Here is a 21,478-nt window from a genome sequence, read left to right on the forward strand (position 1 = left end):
GTTCACCCGGGCGGGCTGGTGCGTTGAGTCGTCCTCGCCGGAGAATCGTGCGTCCGGCGTTTTCGCTTGAGGTTCGTTATCGGGACGGTGGTGCTGGGATCCGGTTCTCGATTGAGGTTTTATATCAGTCCCAGGTGGTGCCGGCGGCGCGGGAGTAACCGTCCCACGTGGTGCCCGCGGTGCGCGAGAAGGAGTCCCAGGTGGTGCCGGCGGAACGAGTGGCGGTGGCGGCGGAGAAGGCGCTGGCGGTCATTTTGCGTCTCTTTTCTGGAGGGCTTGTCGTTCGTCCTTGTGAGAACAACTCTCCGCCATTGCGGGCCCTCGGAACAGACAATGCGGCGGCAGCAAACTGCACGCCGCTGACCACTTCCTGCCACTCGATCGAGTGACATCCCCCTCGCGCGTCCCGGGACGGTATCACCGCAGGTCGACGCGCTGTTCCAGGCCGGCCTGCCCGACCTGCCGTACGCCGTCCCCGGCACCTGGCCGTGATGGGGTGCTCATACGGCTCAGGATCGGGAGCGCCTCTTGTGAACGGCTTGGGCCCTGGTCGACGGGCTCTCCCCATCGCCTTCCGATGCCGGCCGGTCGCCGGTCGCCGGCACGGCGGGCCGGCTCGTCGGCGCCGGGCCGGCGCCCTGGCGGGTGGTGAGCCAGCTCGCGATGACGGCGGTCGTGAGGATCGCGGCGACCACCGCCAGCGAGACCCAGGTCGAGATCTTGTAGACGTCCAGCAGCAGCATCTTCACCCCGACCCACACCAGCACCAGCGCCAGGCCGAGCTTCAGGTGGACGAACCGGTGCATCAGCCCGGCCAGCAGGAAGTACATCGCGCGCAGGCCGAGGATGGCGAAGGCGTTGGAGGTGAAGACCAGGAACGGCTCGGTGGTGACGGCGAAGATCGCGGGAATGGAGTCCACCGCGAAGACGATGTCGGTCACCTCGACCAGCACCAGTACCGACAGCAGCGGGGTGGCGGCCCGCCTGCCCGCCTGCCGGACCCAGAACCGCTGCCCGTGGTAGTCGTCGGTGACCGGCACCAGGCGGCGGAGCAGCCGCAGCGTCCTGCTGCGCGCCGGGTCGACGGTCTGGCCGCGGTGCAGGGCCAGGCGGACGCCGGTGAGCACAAGGAAGGCGCCGAACACGTACAGGACCCAGGCGAAGCTCGCGATCAGCGCCGAGCCCGCGGCGATGAAGACGCCGCGGAAGAGCAGCGCGCCCAGCACGCCGTAGAACAGCACGTGGTGCTGGTAGCGCGCCGGCACGGCGAAGTGGCCGAAGATGATCGCGAACACGAAGATGTTGTCGACGGCCAGCGACTTCTCGATCACATAACCGGCGTAGTACTGGCCGGCGTACTCCGCGCCCCACCACCACCAGACGGCGGCGCCGAAGGCCAGTCCGAGGCACACCCAGATCGCCGACCACAGGGCCGCCTCGCGCATGCCGATCACATGGGCATGGCGATGGGTGAACAGGTCGATGGCGAGCATCGCGGCGATGACACCGAGCACCGCCGGCCAGGCCCACAGGGCGACGTTCACAAGGGGACACCTTTCCGGTCGAGACGACCGGAGGTCTCTCCGCCGCCCAGGCCACATGGTGTTCCGAGGACGGCGCCAGGACCGGGCGGGCATCGGGCCCGCCGTACTGACGACCCTGGCGTCTAGGGGTACTCCCCTCCGCGCTCACAGGATACGCGACCGGCTCGTCGCGGAAAAGAGCAGGTCAGCGGGCTGAAGGTGTCAGCCGTGCAAGGCGCGGAGGGCGGCGGCGAGCAGGCCGGACCGCTCGGCGGGGGTGAGGGCGCCGTCGCCGGCCGACAGCAGCGCCAGCGTGCCGTTCTTCGCCACCGCGTACGCGGCGTGCGCCCGCACGACGCCGGCCGTGTCAGGCCCGGGCGGGGTGAGCGCGGTGGTGAGGGCGGCGTTGATCTCCTGGGACCTCGGGACCACGCGCTGGAGCGCGGCGCGCGCGGAGGGGTCGCCGCCGATGAGGTCGATCAGCGTGTGCAGTTCCGCCGTGGTGTCGATGACGGCGCCCAGCAGTTCTCCGGCGTCCGCGCGGCCGGAGGCGGCGGCGTCGGCCAGTCGCTGGTAGGCCAGCAGCGGCTCGGCCATCAGCGCCTCGATGATCTCGGCCTTGGAGGCGAAGTGGTAGTACAGTGCCGCCTTGCTCGTGCCCAGCCGGCCGGCGATGTCGGCGATGGACGTCCCGGCGTACCCCTGCTCGGCGAACAGTTCCTGGGCGATGGACAGGATGCGCCGCCGGGTCTCCTGGGCGTTCTGCCCGGCCCGGCCGCCCTGACGTTCCCTGGTGCCCGACATCGCCCGCCCTCCGGCCGCGGAGGACGGACCCGCTGTCCGCGCCTCCACGGAGCAGTGTACTTGACGACCGTTCGGTAAGTGCTGCACGCTTGCTTACCGAACGATCGTCAAGTGAACGGAGCAGCGAAATGACCAGGGATGACATGAAGGCGATCGTGGAACGCATGTACGCGGCCGCCAACGCGGGAGACCTCGACGCCGTGGAGGAGATCTTCGCCCCGGGCTTCTACAGCCACCCGATGGGGACGACGGGCACCGAGGCCGTCAAGAACGCCTGGCGGGACATCCGCGAGCGCTACCCGGACCTGCGGGTCACCATCGAGGACATGCTCATCGACGGGGACAAGATCGCCCTGCGCTCCACCGTGCACGGCGCCGTGGGGGCGGACGGGCGGCCGGATCCGGCGCTCATGGAGATGATCCGCGTCGCCGACGGGCGCGTCACGGAGGTCTGGGGGCTCACCGGCATGGTGTGGCGCTGAGGCTTCCAGCGGGTGCTCAGGCCTCCCGCGGGCGCTCAGGCCTCCCGGGAGTGCTCAGGCCTCCAGCGGGTGCTCAGGCCTCCAGTGAGGCTGAGGCGGCTCGCCGGCGTCGAGGCCGCCCGCGGGAGCTACGGACGGCTCGCGCGCGCCCGGAAGGCGGCGGTCTTGACCCGGTTCTGGCAGGTGGTCGAGCAGAAGCGGCGGGTGCCGTTGCGCGAGACGTCGACGTAGACGCGGTCGCAGTGGGACGCCGTGCACACCCCGAGCCGGTCGTACAGGTCACCGCCCAGGACGATGGCCAGGCCGCTGGCGCAGCCCGCCGCCCAGTCGTCGCCCAGGGTGCCCCCGCCGCCGTGGAAGTGCAGGTGCCAGGGCTCGCCGTCGTGCCGCTCCAGGTGCGGCCGGGCCTGGGTGCGGTCAAGGACGCGGTTGACCTGCCGGGCGGCGGTGTCCAGGTCGCCGGTCTCGACCGCGTCGAAGACCACCCGCAGCTCGGCGGCCACCCGGGACAGCTCGGCCGCCTCGGCGTCGGTGACCTCCCGCGAGCCCCGGTGGCCGGCGCGCAGGGCCTCGGTGACGGTGGCGCGCCGGTCGGGGCCGGGCGGCGGAGGCGTGTACGGCCGCCCGTGCGCCGCGCCGGGCGTGAGCCGGTTGACCAGGGCGGCGGCGACGGCCACCACGGCATCGGCGTGACTGTTGAAATTCACTTGACCGGTTACATCCTCGCGTCTTACCGTGTGACTGTCCAAATAGTTTACGGCAGTTACAGGGAGTCCTCATGTCCATTGTTCCCCGCGAGCGGGCCCGCGACTGGATCCTCCGGTGGGATCGCCAGCAGGAGGGCTACATGCCCGACCGCGAGGCCCGTTTCGCCGCCCTCATCGACGCCGTGGAGGCCGGGGCCGGGCGGCCCGACCCGCTGGTGCTCGACCTCGGCTGCGGGCCGGGCTCGCTCGCCGCCCGCTTGCTCGACCGCCTGCCCGAGGCCACCGTCGTGGCCCTGGACGCCGACCCGCTGCTGCTCGCGCTCGCCCGTGCCGCGCACGAGGGCAGGCCGGGGCTGCGCTTCGCCGACGTGGACCTGCGGACCCCCGGGTGGGCCTCGTCCCTCGGCCTGGACCGCCCGGTGGACGCGGCGGTGAGCACCACCGCGCTGCACTGGCTGGCCGAGCCGGAACTGCGCGTGATGTACCCCGAGTTGGCGAGCGTGATGAAGCCCGGCGGCGTGTTCCTCAACGGCGACCACATGGAAGTGATCGACATCGCGCCGGCCCTGGCCAAGCTGGAGCGGGCGGTGCACGAGCGCGCCATGCGCCGCAGGTTCGGCGCCGGACGGCCCGAGGACTGGCGCCAGTGGTGGGACGCCGTGGCCGCCGACCCCGCCCTGGCGGCACTGGCGGACGAGCGCGCCCGCAAGGTCGCCGGCGCGGCCCACCGTGGATCGGAGTCGCTGGAGCTGTCCGCGCACGTCACCGCCCTGCGCGACGCCGGCTTCGCCGAGGTGGGCACCCTGTGGCAGAACGGGAACGACCGCTTGCTGTGCGCCATCCGCAGCTGAGGGCCGGAAACTGACATCTTCGTGTGAGATTTTCGCCGGGACACTACCACCGGTCCCGGCGGGCTGCTTAGGGTCGGGCGCTATGACGCAGAGCACCGCCTCGACACACGCCTTCATCGCCGCCCTGCCCAAGGTCGAACTGCACCTGCACCTGGTGGGAGCCGCCTCGGTGCCCACGGTCCTGGAGCTCAGCCGGCGGCACCCCGGCGGCCCGGTGCCCTCCAGCGAGGAGGAGTTGCGCGCCTTCTACGTCTTCCGGGACTTCCCCCACTTCGCGGAGATCTACGCCGACGTCAACCGCCTGGTGCGCGAGCCCGAGGACGTCGCCACGCTGGTCACCGGAGCCGCACGCGACCTGGCCGCGCAGAACGTCCGCTACGCCGAGCTGACGGTCACGGTCTACTCCCACCAGCGGATGGGCATGTCCAACGCCGCGATCACCGAGGCGCTGGACCTGGCCGCCCGGGCCGCGATGGCCGACCACGGCGTGCGCGTCGGCTACGTGTTCGACATCCCCGGAGAGGCCGGGCCCGAGGCCGCGCGGGCGACGCTCGACCACGCGCTGTCCGCGCCGCCGGAGGCGCTGGTCGGGCTCGGCCTGGCCGGCATCGAGCAGGAGCGGCCCAAGTACCGCGACGCCTTCCGGGACGCCTTCCGCGCGGCCACCGCCGCCGGTCTGCACAGCGTGCCGCACGCGGGCGAGATGACCGGGCCCGAGACGATCTGGGAGGTCATCGAGGGGCTCGGCGCCGAGCGCATCGGCCACGGCATCAGCTGCGTGCGCGACCCCCGCCTCATCGCCCACCTCAAGGAGACCCAGATCCCGCTGGAGGTGTGCCCGACCTCCAACGTGTGCACCGGCCAGGTGCGCGACCTGGCCTCCCACCCGCTGCCCCGGCTGCTGGAGGAGGGCCTGTTCGTCACGCTCAACAGTGACGACCCGCCCATGTTCGCCACCACCCTGAACGGCGAGTACGGCGTCGCCGCCCGCGTCTTCGGCCTGGGGGAGGCAGAGCTGGCCGCGCTGGCCCGCAACGCCGTGCGGGCGTCCTTCCTCGGCGAGGGGGCCAAGCGCGAGATCATCGACGAGATCGACCAGGTGTGCGCGGCCGGGCCGGCGAGCGCCTGACCCGCCGCCGCGGGCCCGCTGCTGCCGGCCCGCCGGCGCCTGACCCGCCGTCGGCCGGCCGGCTCCGATGACCCGGCGGCGGGCCTCGGCGGACGGTGCCGGAGTCGCGCGGCGGGACGGCCCGCCGCGCGCCCTGTCAGGGAGACGCGCGCCGGGTGAGCCCCGGCGGGATCTTGGAGGCGGCGGCCCGGTCCAGCAGGAACAGGGTGCGCAGCCGCCCCCTGGCCCCCGCCCCCGGCACCTGGTACGGGCCCGACTCCTGCAGCGCCAGCCGGACGGCCCCGGCCTTGTCCTCACCGGCCACGATGACCCACACCTCGCGGGCCGCCCTGATGGTGGGATGGGTCATCGAGATGCGCGTCGGCGGCGGCTTGGGCGCGCCGTGCACCGCCACCACCGCACGCTCGTCGTGGACGGCCGGCATCTCGGGGAACAGCGAGGCCACGTGGCCGTCCGGGCCCAAGCCCAGCATGAGGATGTCGAACGAGGGCACCGGCCCGTGGTCCTCGGGCCTCGCGGCCTTGCGCAGCTCGTCGGCGTACCGCTCGGCGGACTCCTCGGCGCTCAGCCCGGAGTCCGGGCCGAGCATCGGGTGCACCCGCGCGGGGTCGACCTCCACCCGGTCCAGCAGCGCCTCCCGCGCGCCGGTCTCGTTGCGCTCGGCGTCGCCGGTGGGCAGGAAGCGCTCATCACCCCACCAGACGTCCAGGCGGCGCCACTCGACGGCGTCGCGCGCCGGGGTGGCGGCGACCTCCCTCAGCGTGGCGACGCCCATGCCACCGCCGGTGAGCACCAGGTGGGCCGACCCCTTGGCCGCCTGCGCGTCGGCCAGCCCGGTGATCAGGCGGGCGGCGACGGCCTTGGCCAGCACATCGGCGTCCCGGTGGATCAGGACCGAGGGAACACTCACGACAACACCCCTCCAGCTACATGAAACGACGGCGCCCGGCACCACCCTATGCACCGAAGATCGGGGCAGGGGGCGATGCCGGGCCGCCAGGTCGGAAAGCCGGGGGCGCCGGCCCGGAATCAGGGGCCGGCGCCGCCGGACGGATCAGGAACCGTCGAAGTCCGCGACGCGCTTGATCGCCGAGGCGTACAGCTCGTCGGGGTCCAGCCGGCGCAGCTCCTCGGCGAGCAGGTCGGAGGTCGGCCTGCGGGCCAGGGCCACGTGCCGGTCGGGCTGCCCCGGCCGGATCAGCGTGGCGGTGCGCGAGTCGTGCCGCTCGACGACGATCTCGCCCTCGCCCTGCAACCGCAGGTGCACGCTGGTCAGGCCGGGCCCCCGGGACTCGGTCACCTTGATCGGCGCGTCGAGCTTCTCCGACAGCCACACCGCCAGCAGCGAGGCGCTCGGGTGACCGGGCTCGGCCTCGACGTAGCCGGACAGGACCCGGTCCACCGGCTGGTCGAACGCCGCCGCCAGCAAGCTGCGCCAGGGCGTGATGCGCGTCCACGCCAGGTCGGTGTCGCCCGGCGAGTAGCCGTCGGCCCGGCTCCGGATCGCCGCCACCGGGTCCGGCGCCGAGCGGGCGTCGGTCACCCGGCGCTGCCCGAACGAGCCCACAGGGTCCTTCGCCGGCGAGGCGGGGGCGTCGCCGGGCCACCACACCACCACGGGGATGTCGGGCAGCAGCAGCGGCGACAGCACCGAGTCGGCGTGCTCGGTGAGCTCCCCGTACAGGCGCAGCAGCACCACCTCGCCGGTCGTCAGCTCGCCCACCCGGATCTCGGCGTCCAGCCGGGTGGCCTCGCCGCGCTCCCTCGGGATCACCGCGAGGATGCGCGAGGGATGCTCGCGCGCGGCCTCGGAGGCCGCGCGCACCGCGTCGTACTGGTGGCTCTCGTCGCACACCACCACCAGCGTCAGCACCATGCCGACGGCCGGCGCGCCGACCTGGTGGCGCAGGCGCGTGAGCTGCGAGGAGATGTCGGAGGCCGTGGTCGACCCCATCAGGAAAGTGGTCACAGCGACTCCCGCGTTCCGTTGCCGATCACAACCGCCTCCAGGCCCGGCCGTCTCTGGACATCATCTCGTCGGCCGAGGCCGGGCCGCCGGTGCCGGCCGGGTAGCCCTCCGGCTGGTCCGGAAGCGACGCCCAGTAGTGCTCGATCGGGTCCATGATCTTCCAGGACAGCTCGACCTCCCGCTGGTGCGGGAACAGCGGCGGGTCGCCGATGAGCACGTCCAGCAGCAGCCTCTCGTAGGCCTCCGGCGAGGACTCCAGGAACGCCTCGCCGTAGGCGAAGTCCATGTTGACGTCCCTGACCTCCATCGCGGTGCCCGGCACCTTGGAGCCGAACCGCACGGTGATGCCCTCGTCCGGCTGGATGCGGATCACCAGGGCATTGTGCCCCAGTATCTCGGTGTCGGTCTTGCTGAACGGCAGGTGCGGCGCCCGCTGGAACACCACGGCCACCTCGGTCATCCGCCGACCGAGCCGCTTGCCGGTGCGCAGGTAGAACGGCACGCCCGCCCAGCGCCGGTTGGCGATCTCCACCTTGATCGCGGCGTAGGTCTCGGTCTTGGAGTCCTGCGGGATGCCGTCCTCCTCCAGGAAGCCCTTGACCGGCACACCGCCCTGCCACCCCGAGGTGTACGCGCCGCGCGCGGTGGCCAGGCCGAGGTCCTCGGGCAGGGTGACGGCCTCCAGGACCTTCTCCTTCTCCCTGCGCAGCGAGGAGGCGCCGAACGCCGTCGGGTCCTCCATGGACACCAGCGCCAGCAGCTGGAGCAGGTGGTTCTGGATGACGTCCCTGGCCGCGCCGATGCCGTCGTAGTATCCGGCCCGGCCGCCGACGCCGATGTCCTCGGCCATCGTGATCTGCACGTGGTCGACGTAGCCGCGGTTCCAGATCGGCTCGAACAACGTGTTGGCGAAGCGCAGCGCCAGGATGTTCTGGACGGTCTCCTTGCCCAGGTAGTGGTCGATGCGGAACACCGAGTCGGGCTTGAAGGCCGAGTCGACGATGGCGTTCAGCTCACGGGCGCTCTGCAGGTCGTGACCGAACGGCTTCTCGATGACGATGCGCCGCCAGGAGCCCTCGGGCGGTTTGGCCAGGCCGGTGCGCTTGAGCTGCTCGACGACCACGGGGAAGGCCTTGGGCGGAACCGACAGGTAGAAGGCGTAGTTGCCGCCGGTGCCCCGGGTCTCGTCGATCTCCTTCAGCGCCATGGCCAGCGCGTCGAACGCGCCGTCGTCGTCGAAGGAGCCCGGCACGAAGTGCAGGCCCTCGCAGATCTGCTTCCAGACCTCCTCCCGGAAGGGAGTGCGCGCGTTCTCCTTGACGGCGTCGTGGGTGATCTGGGCGAAGTCCTGGTGCGCCCAGTCGCGGCGGGCGAAGCCCACCAGGGAGAACCCCGGAGGCAGCAGCCCGCGGTTGCCCAGGTCGTAGATCGCCGGCAGCAGTTTGCGCCGGGCCAGGTCGCCCGTCACGCCGAACAGCACCAGCACACAGGGACCGGCCACCTTGGGCAGACGCCGGTCGCGGGGGTCGCGGAGCGGGTTGGCCTCGATCACGTCGATCGTCGTCGCGGTGCTGGCGACGGCCTGGGCCGCCTTCAGCGACTCGTCGGGGGTGACCTTCGGCTGTTCCTCTCCGGCATGGTTGGCCAGTTCGGTCTCGTGGATCGATGGCGCGGGCACGTTCGCCGGGCCCGTGTCATCGGCGTTGGCCGAGCCCGGCTGCTCGCTGTCGTTCATCAAACCTCCCGTGCGGCGGTGAGCAGGTGCCTGACGCCGGCCTCGCGGTCGGTCAGGTGCAGGCGGAGGACCGGACGCCCGCGCTCGCGCAACGCGTCCAGGTCGCCGAGAGCCTGGGCGAGCTCCAGCCTGCCCAGGGTGTACGGTCTGCCCGGCACCTCGAGGTCGTCGTCCACGGCACCGGTGATCTGCAGGAAGACGCCGTTCCGCGGGCCTCCCTTGTGGTACTGCCCGGTGGAGTGCAGGTAGCGCGGGCCCCAGCCGAAGGTCACCGGCCGGTCGGTCCTGATCGACAGCAGCCCTTGCAGGCTGGCCGGGTCGTGCGCCGCCCAGATGTCGGTGATCACCTCGAAGGAGGCGTCCTCCGGCACCGGGACGTCGAAGGCGGCCTCGCGGTCCAGGAAGGCGCCGATGGAGAGGTAACCGTGGGCCGGAATGCCCTCCAGCAGCGCGGTCAGCACTCCTGGAAGGTCCTTGACGTGCTCGGGGATCTCGCCGTACACCTCGACCGGGCCGTCGACCAGCGCGGGCACGCCGGTCGGCAGCGGGCCCTGGCCCGCCCCGGCGAGGATGCGCGCGGTGTTCTCCTTGGACTCGGCCACGTTCGGCTGGTCGAAGGGGTTGATCCCGAGCAGCCGCCCGGCGACCGCGGTGGCGTACTCCCAGATCAGGAACTGGGCGCCCAGCGGCCCGCGCACCTCGACGTCGCCGTCGGTGTCGATGCCGGCGACGAACTCGTCGGCGGCGCCGGTCGGGTCGATGCCGACGACCGGCAGGATGCCCTTGCCGTGCTTGCCCGTCGACTCGGCGACGAGCTGCTCGGCCCAGTCGGGCAGGCCGTTGATCGGCGAGAGGCTGTCGTCCAGCAGCAGCTTGTCGCGGCCGGACAGGGCCGCGGCGCCGATGGCCGCGCCGAGCGCGAGGCCCGGGCCGTCATCGGCGGACAGGGTGGCGCGGGCCTGCTCGGCCTCGTCGAGCAGCCGCGACACCTCGGCTCCGGCCAGCGCGCTCGGCACCAGGCCGAACGCCGACAGGGCGCTGTAGCGGCCGCCGACCGCGGGGTCGGCCAGGACGACGGTGTACCCGGCCTCGGCCGCGGTGCGCTCCAGCGGCGAGCCGGGGTCGGTGACGACCACGACGCGGCCGGCCGGGTCGATGCCGGCCTCGCGGAAGGCCCGTTCGTAGACGCGCAGGTGGGCGTCGGTCTCGATCGTGGCGCCGCTCTTGCTGGCCACCACCAGGACCGTGCGGTCCAGCCGGTCGGCGAGCGCCCGGCGCACCTGGCCGGGGTCGGTGGTGTCAAGGACGGTCAGCGGCACGTCGAAGGTGGCGCAGATGACCTCGGGAGCCAGCGAGGAGCCGCCCATGCCGGCGAGCACGACGTGCTCCAGGCCGTCGCCCCGGACGCGCTCGGCCAGCGCGGTGATCTGGGGGAGCAGCTCGCGGGAGGACGCGGGCAGGTTCAGCCAGCCGAGGCGGATCTTCGCCTCCTCCTCGGCCTCCGGCCCCCACAAGGCGGGGTCGCCCGCGGTCAGCGCCCGCGGCACCCCGTCTTCGACGAGCTTCCGCACGGCCTCCTCGGCCTGCGCGGCGACCTCCTCGTCACCGAATGTTACGGAAATATCCATTCTGAAGTCTTCTCCTCGCGTGGCCGGCCGGGGCCGGTGGCCGCGGCTGCGGGCGTGCGCCCGGAGCCGGTGCCGGCCGTGGGACGGGCCGGGCCGGCGCGGTCGCGCCGCCGGCCCGCCCAGGCTGCAGGGGGCGGGCCCTAGCGGGCCTTTTCCAGCTCCGACTCGAGCGTGCCGAGCAACTCGGTCCACGAGGCGACGAACTTCTCGACGCCCTCGTCCTCCAGCGCCCGCACCACGTCGTCGTAGTCGATGCCGACCTGCTTGAGCGCCGCCATGGTGTCCCACGCCTCGGTGTAGCCCGACCGCACGGTGTCGCCGTCGATGGAGCCGTGCTCGGCCGTGGCGTCCAGCGTCTTCTCCGGCATGGTGTTCACCGTGCCGGAGGTCACGAGCTGGTCGACGTACATGGCGACCGGGTAGTCGGGGTTCTTCACCCCGGTGGAGGCCCACAGCGGACGCTGGGTGTGCGCCCCGGCGGCCTTCAGCGCCTGCCAGCGATCGCTCGCCATGACCTCCTCGTAGGCGGCGAAGGCCAGGCGGGCGTTGGCGATGGCGGCCTTGCCGCGCAGCGCGAGCGCCTCGGGGGTGCCGATCTTCTCCAGGCGCTTGTCGATCTCGGTGTCGAAGCGGCTGACGAAGAAGGACGCCACCGACTCGATCTTCGACAGGTCCAGGCCGGCGGCCTTGGCCTTCTCAAGGCCCGAAAGCCAGGCGTCCATCACCGCGCGGTAGCGCTCGAGGGAGAAGATCAGCGTGACGTTGACGCTGATGCCCTCGGCGAGCGCCTGGGTGATCGCCGGCAGTCCCTCGACGGTCGCCGGGATCTTGATGTGGACGTTCGGCCGGTCCACCAGCCACCACAGCGCGCGCGCCTCGGCGACGGTCTTCTCGGCGGTGTCGGTCGCCAGACGCGGGTCGACCTCGATGGACACCCGGCCGTCCACGCCGTCGGTGGCGTCGAACACCGGCCGCAGCACGTCGGCGGCCCAGCGGATGTCATAGGTCGTGATGGCCCTGACCGCCTCGCCCACGTCCACGCCGCGCACGGTAAGGTCGCGCAACTGGTCGTCGTAGGCGTCGCCCTTGCTGAGCGCAGAGGCGAAGATGGTGGGATTGGACGTGACGCCGGTGACCTGCTTGTCACGCACCAGCGCCGCGAGGTTGCCGCTGCGCAGCCGCTCGCGGCTGATGTCGTCCAGCCAGATCGACACGCCCTGGCCGGTCAGGCGCTTCAGGTTCTCACTCATGGCTCGTTCCTCAGTTTCCGGTCGTCTGGCCCTTGTCGGCCCCGGTCTTGGCGAGGCTGCCCTTCGCCGCGGCGGCCACACGTTCGGCGGTCAGGCCGAACTGCTCGTACAGCGTCTTGTACGGCGCGGAGGCGCCGAAGTGTTCAAGGCTCACGACCTCGCCCTCCTCACCTACGAACTGCCGCCAGCCCAGGGCGATTCCCGCCTCGACGGCGACGCGCGCGCGGACCGCGGGAGGCAGGACCGACTGCTTGTAGGCGTCGTCCTGGGCCTGGAACCACTCGACGCACGGCATGGAGACCACGCGGGCCGGGATGCCCTCCTCCTCCAGCAGCTTGCGCGCGCCGACGGCCAGCTCGACCTCGCTGCCGGTGCCGATGAGGATCACCTCGGGCTGTCCGTTGGAGGCGTCCTGCAGGACGTAGCCGCCCTTGGCGACCTTGTCGAAGTCGGCCGTGCCCTCGTACACCGGCAGGTTCTGCCGGGTCAGCGCCAGCGCCGCCGGACGGTCGGTGTGCTCGAGGACGGTCCTCCACGCGGCCGAGGTCTCGTTGGCGTCGGCCGGGCGGACCACGTCCAGGCCCGGGATGGCCCGCAGCGCCCACAGGTGCTCGACGGGCTGGTGGGTCGGGCCGTCCTCGCCCAGGCCGATGGAGTCGTGCGTCCACACATAGGTGACCGGCAGGCCCATGAGGGCGGCCAGGCGCACCGCCGGGCGCATGTAGTCGCTGAAGACCAGGAAGGTGCCGCCGTAGGGGCGGGTGCCGTCGTGCAGGGCGATGCCGTTGAGGATCGAGCCCATGCCGTGCTCGCGGATGCCGAAGTGCAGCGTGCGGCCGTAGCGGTTGCCGGGGAACGCCTTGGTCTGGTGCTCCTCGGGGATGAAGGACGGCTCGCCCTCCATCGTGGTGTTGTTGGACTCGGCCAGGTCGGCCGAGCCGCCCCACAGCTCCGGCAGCACCGGCGCCAGCGCGTTCAGCACCTGGCCGGAGGCCTTGCGGGTGGCGACCGACTTGCCGGCCTCGAAGGTCGGCAGGGCCTCGTCCCAGCCGGCCGGGAGCTTGCGGGCGCTCATGCGCTCGAACAGGGCGACGCGCTCGGCGTTGGCGGCCTGCCAGCTCTCGAACCCCTTGCTCCACTCGGCGTGCAGGGCCCGGCCGCGCTCCACCACCTGGCGGGTGTGCGCCAGGACCTCCTCGGGCACGTCGAAGTCCTTGGACGGGTCCAGGCCGAGGACCTCCTTGGTGGCGGCGACCTCGTCGGCGCCCAGCGCCGAGCCGTGGATCTTGCCGGTGTTCTGCTTGTTCGGCGCGGGCCAGCCGATGATCGTGCGCAGCCGGATCAGCGTCGGACGCTCGGTCTCCTCGATGGCCGCCCGGTAGGCCGCGTACAGCTCCTCGACGTTCTCGACGTACTCGCCCGTGGCGGTCCAGTCGACCTTGATCACGTGCCAGCCGTACGCCTCGTAGCGGGCGGCGACGTCCTCCGACAGGGCGATGTTGGTGTCGTCCTCGATGGAGATGTGGTTGGCGTCGTAGATGACGTTGAGGTTGCCCAGCTTCTGGTGGCCCGCGATGGAGCTCACCTCGTGGCTGATGCCCTCCTCGATGTCGCCGTCGGAGGCGATGGCCCAGATGCGGTGGTCGAAGGGGCTGTCGCCGGCCGCGGTGTCGGGGTCGAACAGGCCCCGCTCGCGGCGGGCGGCCATGGCCATGCCGACCGCGTTGCCGAGGCCCTGGCCGAGCGGGCCGGTGGTGGTCTCCACCCCGATCGTGTGGCCGTGCTCCGGGTGCCCCGGGGTCAGGCTGCCCCACTGGCGAAGACCCTTCAGGTCGTCCAGGGTCAGCCCGTAGCCCGACAGGTACAACTGGATGTAGAGGGTCAGGCTGGAGTGGCCGGCCGACAGGACGAAACGGTCGCGGCCGGTCCACGCCGGGTCGGTGGGGTCATGGCGCAGAACGCGCTGGAACAACAGATAGGCGGCGGGGGCCAGGCTCATCGCGGTGCCCGGGTGTCCGGACCCGGCCTTCTCCACCGCGTCCATGGCGAGCGCGCGTACGACGTCGACCGCGCGCCGATCGAGGTCGCTCCACTCAAGGTTTGGCACGAGTTCGCTGCTCAACTGCTCGATCTCCTATAGGTCAATGGCGCCGGTTCGGCTCGCGCGCCCGTCCGGTCTTTGGGCACCTTCGCTCCCAACACCGGACCTTAATGGGTCGATTCCCCCACCGTAGATGCATTGTTCTTGTGACATGCGGCCGGGGAACATGGTGCTCGCGTCCTTACAACCTTGCCCCTGAGACTCGGTCTGGAACGCGAAAGGCCCCACCGGCCGGGAACCGCGACGGCGCCGGGAAGGCGGGGCGTTCACCAGCGCGGACGACCCCCTCCCCAGGGTGCCCCCGCGAGGGGCATTCGCCCCCGATGCCGGGACCGACGCCACCCCGCACTACAGTGAGTCCTCACAGCGCTGGCTCATGCCCGCAATCACGGATCCGCTCTAATCAGAGGTTACGCGTTGACCCCGCACCCGCTGGAAGCGCCATGACGGTGCTGACCACAAAGCCGCCCACGGCCGCGCTCTCGGCCGCGCGCCGATCGACGCTCGCCACCGTGCGGGCCTACGTGGCGCTGACCAAGCCGCGGATCATCGAGCTGCTGCTGATCACGACGCTTCCGGTGATGTTCCTGGCGGCGCGCGGCTTCCCGCCGCTGTGGACCGCCGTGGCCGTCCTGGTCTTCGGCACCCTGTCGGCGGGCAGCGCCAACGTGCTGAACTGCTACATCGACCGCGACATCGACGCCACCATGCGCCGCACCCGCCGCCGCCCGCTGGCGATGGCGGAGGTCACGCCCCGCAACGCGCTGATCTTCGGCGTCGTGCTCGGTGTCCTGTCCACCCTCGGGCTCGGCCTGAGCGTCAACTGGGTGGCGGCCGGCGGGTCGCTCGGGGCGATCCTGTTCTACGTCTTCGTCTACTCGATGCTGCTCAAGCGGCGCACCTCGCAGAACGTCGTGTGGGGCGGCATCGCCGGGTGCATGCCCGTGCTCATCGGCTGGGCCGGCATCACCGGCCGCGTCGACTGGGCGCCGGTGGTGCTGTTCGGCGTGGTGTTCTTCTGGACGCCGCCGCACACCTGGACTCTGGCCATGCGCTACCGCGAGGACTACGCCGCCGCCAAGGTGCCCATGCTGCCGGTGGTCGCCGGCGAGCGCCGGGTCGTGCTCGAGAGCGTGGCCTACACCTGGGCCACCGTGCTGTGCTCCCTGCTGCTGTGGCCGGTCGCCCACACCACGCCGTTCTACGCGGTGGCGGCCGCCGTCCTCGGCGCGGTGTGCCTGTGGGAGGTCTACCGCCTGCTGGGCCGCCTGAACGCCGGCAAGACCGGCGTGGCGCTGCGCCCGATGCGCTTCTTCCACTGGTCCAACGCCTACCTGGCCCTGCTGTTCCTCGCCGTGGCCGTCGACTCCCTCCTCTGAGGCGGCTTCCTCTCCGAGGCGGTCCTCTTTGGCGGTCTTCTGTGGCCGCCGAGCTGCCGTTCCCCGTCTGTCGTACCTTCCGAATCTGACTATTACGGTCATCCGATGTGTGATCGTCCGGCAGAATGATCTGCCGGCCGCCGCCCGGCAGGCGGGTGGGGGCCCGGAAGGGATCATTGGATGCGAAGGACCACCAAGACGGTTCTCCTGGCCGCGGCTCTGTCGATCGGAGGCGTCGTCGCCAACCCCGCGTACGCGGTGGCCTCGGCCCGAACCCCCGAGGGGGTCTGCGGCGCGGGGTTCCACCGCGTCGCCGACAGCAAGCGGGTGGTGAAGACCCGCGAGGGGGACGTGTTCGGCTACGTCTACCTGCTCTACAACGGCAAGACCGGCTACAACTGCGTCACCACCATCAAGACGGTGTACGTCGGCACGCCGACCTACACCTCGGCGACGCTGACCACGCAGACCAAGCGCATCAAGGACGAGCCCGTCAGGACCAACAGCAAGACCGACGGGCGCAAGTACAAGTACTACGCGGGCCCGGTGAAGCTGTACGCAAAGGGCTTCTGCGTCAAGTACTCCGGCACGATCTGGGACACCCGGCGGGACGCGGCGATCGCCACCGGCGGACGCAACTCCTGGGGTAACTGCGGCTGAGCGCCGCCACGGCGGCCGCGCGCCAAGCGCGGCCGCCCTCGGTCGTCAGCGGTCGTCAGCGACCCTCAGCGGACCTCAGCGGCCGGAGATCAGGCCCGCCAGGCGGGCATAGGCGGATGTACGCGACATCTGGGCGTTCTCGTGGCGGTCGGCGGTGCGGAAGAGCGCGTAGATGGCCTGTACGCCGAGCCAGCGCAGCGGCTCGGGCTCCCACTGGCGCACCTGACGGCCCACCCACGGAAGCCCGGTGAGCTCGGTCCGCCGGCGCAGCACCAGGTCGCGCAGGGTGCGCCCGGCCAGGTTGGTCGTGGTGACCCCGCTGCCGACGTAGCCGCCCGCCCAGCCGAGGCCGGTGGCGTGGTCGAGGTGGACGGTCGAGCACCAGTCGCGGGGCACGCCCAGCACCCCGCACCAGGAGTGCTGGATCCGCGCGCCGGCGGTCGCCGGGAACAGCGTGGTGAGGATCCGGTACAGCGCCGCCACCGTCTGCGGCTGGGTGGCGCCGCGCACGTCGGTGCGCGAGCCGAAGCGGTAGGGCACGCCCCGCCCGCCGATGGCGATGCGGCCGTCGGCGGTCCGCTGGGCGTAGATGTAGGCGTGCGCCTGGTCGCCGAGCAGTTCCCGGCCCTGCCAGCCGATGCGCTCCCACACCCGCTCGCCGAGCGGCTCGGTGACGATCATCGAGCTGTTCATCGGCAGCCACTGGCGGCGCTGCCCGCGAATGGTCGCGGTGAAGCCCTCGGTGGCGCGGATGACGTACTCGGCGGTGACCGTGCCGCGGTCGGTCACCGCGGCCGCCCTGCCCGCCTTGCCCGGGCCGTCCCCGCTCCGCGGCCGGATCTCGGTGACCGTGGTGCCCTCGAAGACGTCGACGCCGAGGGCGGCCACCGTGCGGGCCAGCCCCACGGCGAGCTTGGCGGGCTGGATGCGGGCGCAGTGCGGGCTGTAGGCGGCCGACAGCGCCCCCGCCACGTGGATGCGCTCCTCGCGCTCCTGGGCGGTGAGCGGCCGCATGTCCTGCTCGTCGAACCCCCACCGGCGCAGGTCGGCGACCTCGGCGCGCAGGCGGCGGTCCTGGGCCGGGTTGGTGGCCACGTGGACCAGGCCGCCCTTGTGGACGTCGGCGTCGATGCCCTCGGCGCGGGTGACCTCGATGACCTCCTCCACGGCGGCGAACATCGCGTGCTGCAGGTCGATCATCGCCTGCCTGCCGCGGGCGGCGGCGTGCCGTTCGCGGGAGCCGGCGAACTCCGCCGACAGCCAGCCGCCGTTGCGGCCGGAGGCACCGAACCCGGCGAACTCCCGCTCCAGGATCGCCACGCGCAGGTCCGGCTGCGCCTTCTTCAGGTAGTAGGCCGTCCACATGCCGGTGTAGCCGCCGCCGACGATCGCGACGTCGTAGTCGCGCGGCCCCGGCAGCGCGGGCCGGCGTTGCGGGACGCCGATCTGCCGGTACCAGAACGAGACCCCGCCGTTGGCGAAGTCGTCGGTCAACGGCGTGCCGTTCAAGCGGGTCATACTCGTTCCTTACCGCCTTGTATGCGCGGACATACAGCCCAAAGACGGATATTAGGGCCCAGGCGGTCCGATCGTGTCATCCGTGGCGCGGGAGTACCTCAGAGGCTCACTTCTCCCACCCCGCCTTGGTGAAGTCGTCGGAGGACAGGCCGCCCGCGCCGAAGTTGGCCAGCCCCTTGCGCACGGCCAGCACCTGGGGCCGCTGGTAGAGCTCGATGGTGTGGCCGAGCTGCCAGACCAGCGCGTCCGCCTGGTTGTACAGCTTGACGGCCTCGGTCCGGTCGGTGGTGGTCTGCGCCTTGGTCAGCAGGTCGACCAGTTCCGGCGAGCTGATCCGGCCGTAGTTCTGGTAGACGTTCTCGCCTTCGGGCTTCTGGTACTGGGGGAACGCCTGCGACAGGAAGAGCTGGTCGACGTTGCGGAAGGAGACCAGGTCGAAGTCGCCGCGGTAGACGTACTTCTCGAAGTAGTCGTTGCCGGGGACCTTGTCGATCGTGATCTGGATGCCCGCCTGGGCGAGCATGTTCTGCAGCAGCGTGGCCTGGTCGGCCTGCTGGGAGGTGGAGTCGGCGCTGATCACGAACGACAGCTTCAGCGGCGCGCCGTCCTTGGTGCGGGGCTGCCCGGCGCCGTTGTCCTCCCAGCCCGCCTCGTCCAGCAGCCTCTTCGCGCCCTCCAGGTCGTACTTGCCGTACTCGCCGGAGTTGTCCTGGTAGCCCTCCTGGTTCGGCATGAAGAAGTGGTTGCCGAGCGGCCGTCCCTTGAACGGCAGGTCCTTGAAGGCCACCTCGGTGAGGGCGCCGCGGTCGACCGCCTTCTCCACGGCGTTGCGCACCTTGAGGTCCTGCAGCGGGCCCCGTCCGCCGTTGAGGGTGATGTGCACCTCGTCCCAGCGCGCGCCGACGCGGATGGCGGTGTCCGGGTCGTCCTTGACGCGGCCGTAGGCCTCCGGGCGGATGGCCGCGACGTAGTCGATCTCCTTGTTCAGGTAGGCGTCGAGGGCCGCGGCCGGGTCCAGCGCGCGGAAGACGACGGAGTCGAGCTTGGGCTTGGCGCCCCACCAGTTCGGGTCGCGGACGGCGGTGATGGTCTGCGCCGTCTTGTCGTAGGAGCCGATCTTCCACGCCGAGGCGGTGATCGGCACCTTCTCCAGCCAGCCCTTGTTGAACTTCTCCGGGGTGTCGTAGGCGGCGGCGGGGAACAACGGGTCGAACGTCTGCTGCCAGTCGGCGAACGGCTTGTCGTAGGTCACCTTGACCTCCTGCGGGCCGGCGCCCTGCTCGACCTTGCCGATCAGGTCGTACCCGGGCCACCCGGCGGACAGGTAGGACTTGTCCCTGCCGTTCAGGGCCTTCCACTGCGCCTGGAAGTCCTTGTAGCTCAGCGGGGCGCCGTCCGACCACCTGGCCTTGGGGTTGAGCTTGTAGGTGACCACCTGGGGCGAGGTGGAGGTCACCTCGGCCGACTCCAGGTAGTCCGGCACCGGGTGGGGGACGCCCTTGGCGTCGTAGGAGAACAGGTCGGGCTCGACGAGGGCCACGATCGCGGAGCCGTCGCCCTGCGTGCCGTCCACCTGCTGGCTGTTGTACTGCGTGATCCACTGCTGGATGCTCATCCGCAGCGTGCCGCCGTCCTTGAGCCGGTCCAGGGGCTGGGGGTTGATATCGGCCGCGTCGACGGCCGGGCCGCCGTTCGCGGCGCCCGGCGAACCCGCCGCCGCCGGCGCGCCGGAACCGGGGGAGGGGGTGTTCCCTCCGCATCCCGCGAGTGCCAGCGTCGCCGCGGCGGCCACCGCCCATAGCCGGGTACCTGTCGTCACGTGCTCTCCCCTAAGGTCCTGTTTGCGAACAAAACAGACTTTAACGGTAGGATTACCCAACATTAGCCACCGGGTCAGGCGGGAAGAAGGGAGGGGCGCGGCGTGACAGGCTTCCTCGTCAGACGGGCCGGGTACTACCTGGTGCTGCTCACCGTCGCGGTCTTCCTCTCCTACGCCGTGGCCGCCACCGCCCTGAAACCCCGCGCCTACTTCGAGGGCCGCCAGCCGAGACCCCCGGCCGTCGCCGTGGAGGCGCAGCTCACCCACCTCGGCGTCAACGACCACGACCCGATCCTCGTGCGGTTCGGCACCTGGGCCGGGCACGCGCTCACCGGCGACCTCGGACGGACGATCTTCGACACCTCGGTGGACGAGGAGTTCGGCCGGCGCGTCGGGGTGAGCCTGCGGCTGCTGCTCGTCGGCACCCTGCTCGGCACCGTGATCGGCATCCTGGCCGGCGTGTGGAGCGCGGTACGGCAGTACCGGCTCTCGGACCGCCTGGTCACGCTCACCTCCTTCGTCCTGCTGTCCACCCCGGTCTTCCTGCTCGCCGTGCTGCTCAAGACCGGCGCGCGGTGGATCAACGAGACCTTCGGCCAGATCATCAGCTACACCGGGGAGAAGACGCCCGGCCTCACCGGCGGCCTGCTCGCCCAGGCGGGCGACCGCGCCGTGCACCTGCTGCTGCCGACCCTGTCCATCGCCCTCGGCGCCATCGCCACCTACAGCCGCTACCAGCGCGCGAGCACCCTCGACGTCCTCGGCTCCGACTACCTGCGCACCGCGGTCGCCAAGGGGCTCGCGCCGCGGACGGCCCTGCTCAAGCACGGGCTGCGCGTCGCGCTGATCCCCCTGTCGACCTTCTTCGCCTACGGCTTCCTCGCCATCTTCACCGGCGCCACCCTCACCGAAACGATCTTCGGCTGGCACGGCATGGGGGAGTGGTTCGTCGACGCGGTCAACAAGAACGACGTCAATGCGGTCGTCGCCGTCAACCTCTTCGCCGCGGTCGTGGTCCTGGCCTCGGGCCTGGTCGCCGACCTGCTGCACGCCGTACTGGACCCCCGCGTCCGCGACGCCTAGGCCGGGAAACACCTCCGTGATCCGTATCACCTTGCGAAGGCTCGCCGCGGCCAAGGGCGCCGCGGCCGGCTTCACCGTCATCCTCCTGCTGTTCGCCCTCGCCTTCGCCGGCCCGCTGCTGACCACGTGGCACTTCGGGGACATCGACTTCACCGCCATCCGGGAGCCTCCGTCGGCCGAGCACTGGTGGGGCACCAACGGCATCGGGCAGGACGTCTTCGCCCAGGTGACCCACGGGCTGCAGAAGTCGCTCGTCATCGGCCTGGTGGTCGCGGTCTTCTCCACCGTCCTGGCGACCCTCGCCGGGGCCGCGGCGGGCTACTTCGGCGGCTGGGCCGATCGGGCCGTCCGCTTCCTGATCGACCTGTTCCTCGTCTTCCCCGGCTTCCTGGTGATCTCGATGATCTCGCCGGTCCTGCGCGGGTCGGGGTGGCCGGTGTTCGCGCTGCTGCTCGGCGTCCTCGGCTGGATGGTCAGCGCCAGGATCGTCCGCTCGATGACGCTGTCGCTCAAGGAACGCGAGTTCGTCCGGGCCGCGGAGTTCATGGGCGTCGGCGGGGCGCGGGTGATCGCGCGGCACGTCCTGCCCAACGTGGCCTCGTTCCTGATCGTCGACACCACGATCGCGGTGGGCGGCGCGGTCATGAGCGAGACGACGCTGTCGTACTTCGGGTTCGGGGTGCAGCCGCCCGACGTCTCCCTCGGCACGCTCATCGCCGACGCGACCGGCGGCGCCACCACCTACCCGTGGATGTTCTTCTTCCCGGCGGGCCTGCTCATCGTGTTCGTCCTTGCCGTCAGCATGGTCGGCGACGGGCTGCGCGACGCGGTGGACCCCAC

General features: G+C 71.5%; 18 protein-coding genes and 1 pseudogene. 7 read left to right on the forward strand and 12 right to left on the reverse strand.

Translation table 11 applies throughout. The annotated features are described in order from the left end of the window. Positions 1-124: 124 nt before the first annotated feature. The 3 genes from ACWEN6_RS25920 to ACWEN6_RS25930 form a co-directional block, all read right to left on the reverse strand. Positions 125-253: a hypothetical protein gene (locus ACWEN6_RS25920; protein WP_452573561.1), complete on the reverse strand. Its 129-nt coding sequence runs from the start codon at positions 251-253 to the stop codon at positions 125-127. Between the two features lie 256 nt (positions 254-509). After that, positions 510-1,544 carry a TerC family protein gene (locus ACWEN6_RS25925; RefSeq protein ID WP_452573563.1) on the reverse strand — a complete coding sequence of 345 codons (1,035 nt, stop codon included), beginning with the start codon at positions 1,542-1,544 and terminating at the stop codon, positions 510-512. Positions 1,545-1,745: 201 nt separating this feature from the next. Then, on the reverse strand, positions 1,746-2,327 hold the full coding sequence (locus tag ACWEN6_RS25930; protein ID WP_452573565.1) for a TetR family transcriptional regulator: 582 nt from the start codon (positions 2,325-2,327) through the stop codon (positions 1,746-1,748). Between the two features lie 128 nt (positions 2,328-2,455). On the opposite strand from ACWEN6_RS25930, the gene ACWEN6_RS25935 reads away from it, so the two are divergent. Further along, positions 2,456-2,809, forward strand: a complete 354-nt coding sequence (locus ACWEN6_RS25935) for an ester cyclase (RefSeq protein ID WP_452573567.1) — start codon at positions 2,456-2,458, stop codon at positions 2,807-2,809. A gap of 128 nt (positions 2,810-2,937) precedes the next feature. Here the strand turns inward: ACWEN6_RS25935 and ACWEN6_RS25940 are convergent, their stop codons facing one another. Next, a complete protein-coding gene (locus ACWEN6_RS25940; RefSeq protein WP_452573569.1) occupies positions 2,938-3,516 on the reverse strand; it encodes a CGNR zinc finger domain-containing protein in 579 nt (192 codons plus the stop codon). A 71-nt stretch (positions 3,517-3,587) separates the two neighbouring features. On the opposite strand from ACWEN6_RS25940, the gene ACWEN6_RS25945 reads away from it, so the two are divergent. After that, positions 3,588-4,367: a class I SAM-dependent methyltransferase gene (locus ACWEN6_RS25945; RefSeq protein ID WP_452573571.1), complete on the forward strand. Its 780-nt coding sequence runs from the start codon at positions 3,588-3,590 to the stop codon at positions 4,365-4,367. An 82-nt stretch (positions 4,368-4,449) separates the two neighbouring features. After that, positions 4,450-5,496 carry an adenosine deaminase gene (gene add / locus ACWEN6_RS25950; protein WP_452573573.1) on the forward strand — a complete coding sequence of 349 codons (1,047 nt, stop codon included), beginning with the start codon at positions 4,450-4,452 and terminating at the stop codon, positions 5,494-5,496. Positions 5,497-5,632: 136 nt separating this feature from the next. On the opposite strand, the gene pgl is transcribed toward add, so the two are convergent. From pgl to tkt, 6 genes are all read right to left on the reverse strand, one after another. Next, the gene (gene pgl, locus ACWEN6_RS25955) at positions 5,633-6,406 is read right to left on the reverse strand and encodes a 6-phosphogluconolactonase (protein WP_354844780.1); all 774 of its coding nucleotides are present in this window, start codon (positions 6,404-6,406) and stop codon (positions 5,633-5,635) included. 144 nt (positions 6,407-6,550) lie between these two features. Beyond that, the gene (locus ACWEN6_RS25960) at positions 6,551-7,450 is read right to left on the reverse strand and encodes a glucose-6-phosphate dehydrogenase assembly protein OpcA (RefSeq protein WP_452573799.1); all 900 of its coding nucleotides are present in this window, start codon (positions 7,448-7,450) and stop codon (positions 6,551-6,553) included. 40 nt (positions 7,451-7,490) lie between these two features. Continuing rightward, positions 7,491-9,200, reverse strand: a complete 1,710-nt coding sequence (gene zwf / locus ACWEN6_RS25965) for a glucose-6-phosphate dehydrogenase (protein WP_452573575.1) — start codon at positions 9,198-9,200, stop codon at positions 7,491-7,493. Beyond that, positions 9,200-10,828 carry a glucose-6-phosphate isomerase gene (locus ACWEN6_RS25970; RefSeq protein WP_452573577.1) on the reverse strand — a complete coding sequence of 543 codons (1,629 nt, stop codon included), beginning with the start codon at positions 10,826-10,828 and terminating at the stop codon, positions 9,200-9,202. Before ACWEN6_RS25970 ends, zwf begins: the two co-directional genes overlap by 1 nt. A 140-nt stretch (positions 10,829-10,968) precedes the next feature. After that, a complete protein-coding gene (gene tal / locus ACWEN6_RS25975) occupies positions 10,969-12,078 on the reverse strand; it encodes a transaldolase (RefSeq protein ID WP_452573579.1) in 1,110 nt (369 codons plus the stop codon). A gap of 10 nt (positions 12,079-12,088) precedes the next feature. Continuing rightward, positions 12,089-14,200 (reverse strand): transketolase, encoded by a 2,112-nt coding sequence (gene tkt / locus ACWEN6_RS25980; protein ID WP_452573581.1) that lies wholly within the window; start codon positions 14,198-14,200, stop codon positions 12,089-12,091. 422 nt (positions 14,201-14,622) lie between these two features. Here tkt and ACWEN6_RS25985 point away from each other — a divergent pair, with 422 nt between their 5' ends. Both ACWEN6_RS25985 and ACWEN6_RS25990 read left to right on the forward strand, forming a co-directional pair. Continuing rightward, positions 14,623-15,558, forward strand: a complete 936-nt coding sequence (locus tag ACWEN6_RS25985; protein ID WP_354844798.1) for a heme o synthase — start codon at positions 14,623-14,625, stop codon at positions 15,556-15,558. Positions 15,559-15,738: 180 nt separating this feature from the next. Then, complete coding sequence (locus ACWEN6_RS25990) at positions 15,739-16,218, forward strand: hypothetical protein (protein WP_452573583.1); 480 nt, start codon at positions 15,739-15,741, stop codon at positions 16,216-16,218. A 75-nt stretch (positions 16,219-16,293) separates the two neighbouring features. On the opposite strand, the gene ACWEN6_RS25995 is transcribed toward ACWEN6_RS25990, so the two are convergent. Both ACWEN6_RS25995 and ACWEN6_RS26000 read right to left on the reverse strand, forming a co-directional pair. Further along, on the reverse strand, positions 16,294-17,736 hold the full coding sequence (locus ACWEN6_RS25995; protein WP_452573585.1) for an NAD(P)/FAD-dependent oxidoreductase: 1,443 nt from the start codon (positions 17,734-17,736) through the stop codon (positions 16,294-16,296). 106 nt (positions 17,737-17,842) lie between these two features. Continuing rightward, the gene (locus tag ACWEN6_RS26000) at positions 17,843-19,555 is read right to left on the reverse strand and encodes an ABC transporter family substrate-binding protein (protein WP_452573587.1); all 1,713 of its coding nucleotides are present in this window, start codon (positions 19,553-19,555) and stop codon (positions 17,843-17,845) included. A gap of 102 nt (positions 19,556-19,657) precedes the next feature. Between ACWEN6_RS26000 and ACWEN6_RS26005 the strand changes: the two genes are divergently transcribed. Next, the gene (locus tag ACWEN6_RS26005) at positions 19,658-20,638 is read left to right on the forward strand and encodes an ABC transporter permease (protein ID WP_452573589.1); all 981 of its coding nucleotides are present in this window, start codon (positions 19,658-19,660) and stop codon (positions 20,636-20,638) included. Further along, a pseudogene (locus ACWEN6_RS26010) lies at positions 20,532-21,467 on the forward strand (ABC transporter permease); the annotation flags it as partial. The gene ACWEN6_RS26005 and the pseudogene ACWEN6_RS26010, both read left to right, overlap by 107 nt. Between the last annotated feature and the right edge of the window lie 11 nt (positions 21,468-21,478).

It is taken from the genome of Sphaerisporangium sp. NPDC004334, assembly GCF_053602655.1.

Bases quoted from the DNA above. Each gene is read 5' to 3' on its own strand.
- ACWEN6_RS25920 (WP_452573561.1), bottom strand. From the start codon at position 253: ATGACCGCCAGCGCCTTCTCCGCCGCCACCGCCACTCGTTCCGCCGGC.
- ACWEN6_RS25930 (WP_452573565.1), bottom strand. From the start codon at position 2,327: ATGTCGGGCACCAGGGAACGTCAGGGCGGCCGGGCCGGGCAGAACGCC.
- ACWEN6_RS25935 (WP_452573567.1), top strand. From the start codon at position 2,456: ATGACCAGGGATGACATGAAGGCGATCGTGGAACGCATGTACGCGGCC.
- ACWEN6_RS25945 (WP_452573571.1), top strand. From the start codon at position 3,588: ATGTCCATTGTTCCCCGCGAGCGGGCCCGCGACTGGATCCTCCGGTGG.
- add (WP_452573573.1), top strand. From the start codon at position 4,450: ATGACGCAGAGCACCGCCTCGACACACGCCTTCATCGCCGCCCTGCCC.
- ACWEN6_RS25960 (WP_452573799.1), bottom strand. From the start codon at position 7,450: ATGGGGTCGACCACGGCCTCCGACATCTCCTCGCAGCTCACGCGCCTG.
- zwf (WP_452573575.1), bottom strand. From the start codon at position 9,200: ATGAACGACAGCGAGCAGCCGGGCTCGGCCAACGCCGATGACACGGGC.
- ACWEN6_RS25970 (WP_452573577.1), bottom strand. From the start codon at position 10,828: ATGGATATTTCCGTAACATTCGGTGACGAGGAGGTCGCCGCGCAGGCC.
- tal (WP_452573579.1), bottom strand. From the start codon at position 12,078: ATGAGTGAGAACCTGAAGCGCCTGACCGGCCAGGGCGTGTCGATCTGG.
- ACWEN6_RS25985 (WP_354844798.1), top strand. From the start codon at position 14,623: ATGACGGTGCTGACCACAAAGCCGCCCACGGCCGCGCTCTCGGCCGCG.
- ACWEN6_RS25990 (WP_452573583.1), top strand. From the start codon at position 15,739: ATGCGAAGGACCACCAAGACGGTTCTCCTGGCCGCGGCTCTGTCGATC.
- ACWEN6_RS25995 (WP_452573585.1), bottom strand. From the start codon at position 17,736: ATGACCCGCTTGAACGGCACGCCGTTGACCGACGACTTCGCCAACGGC.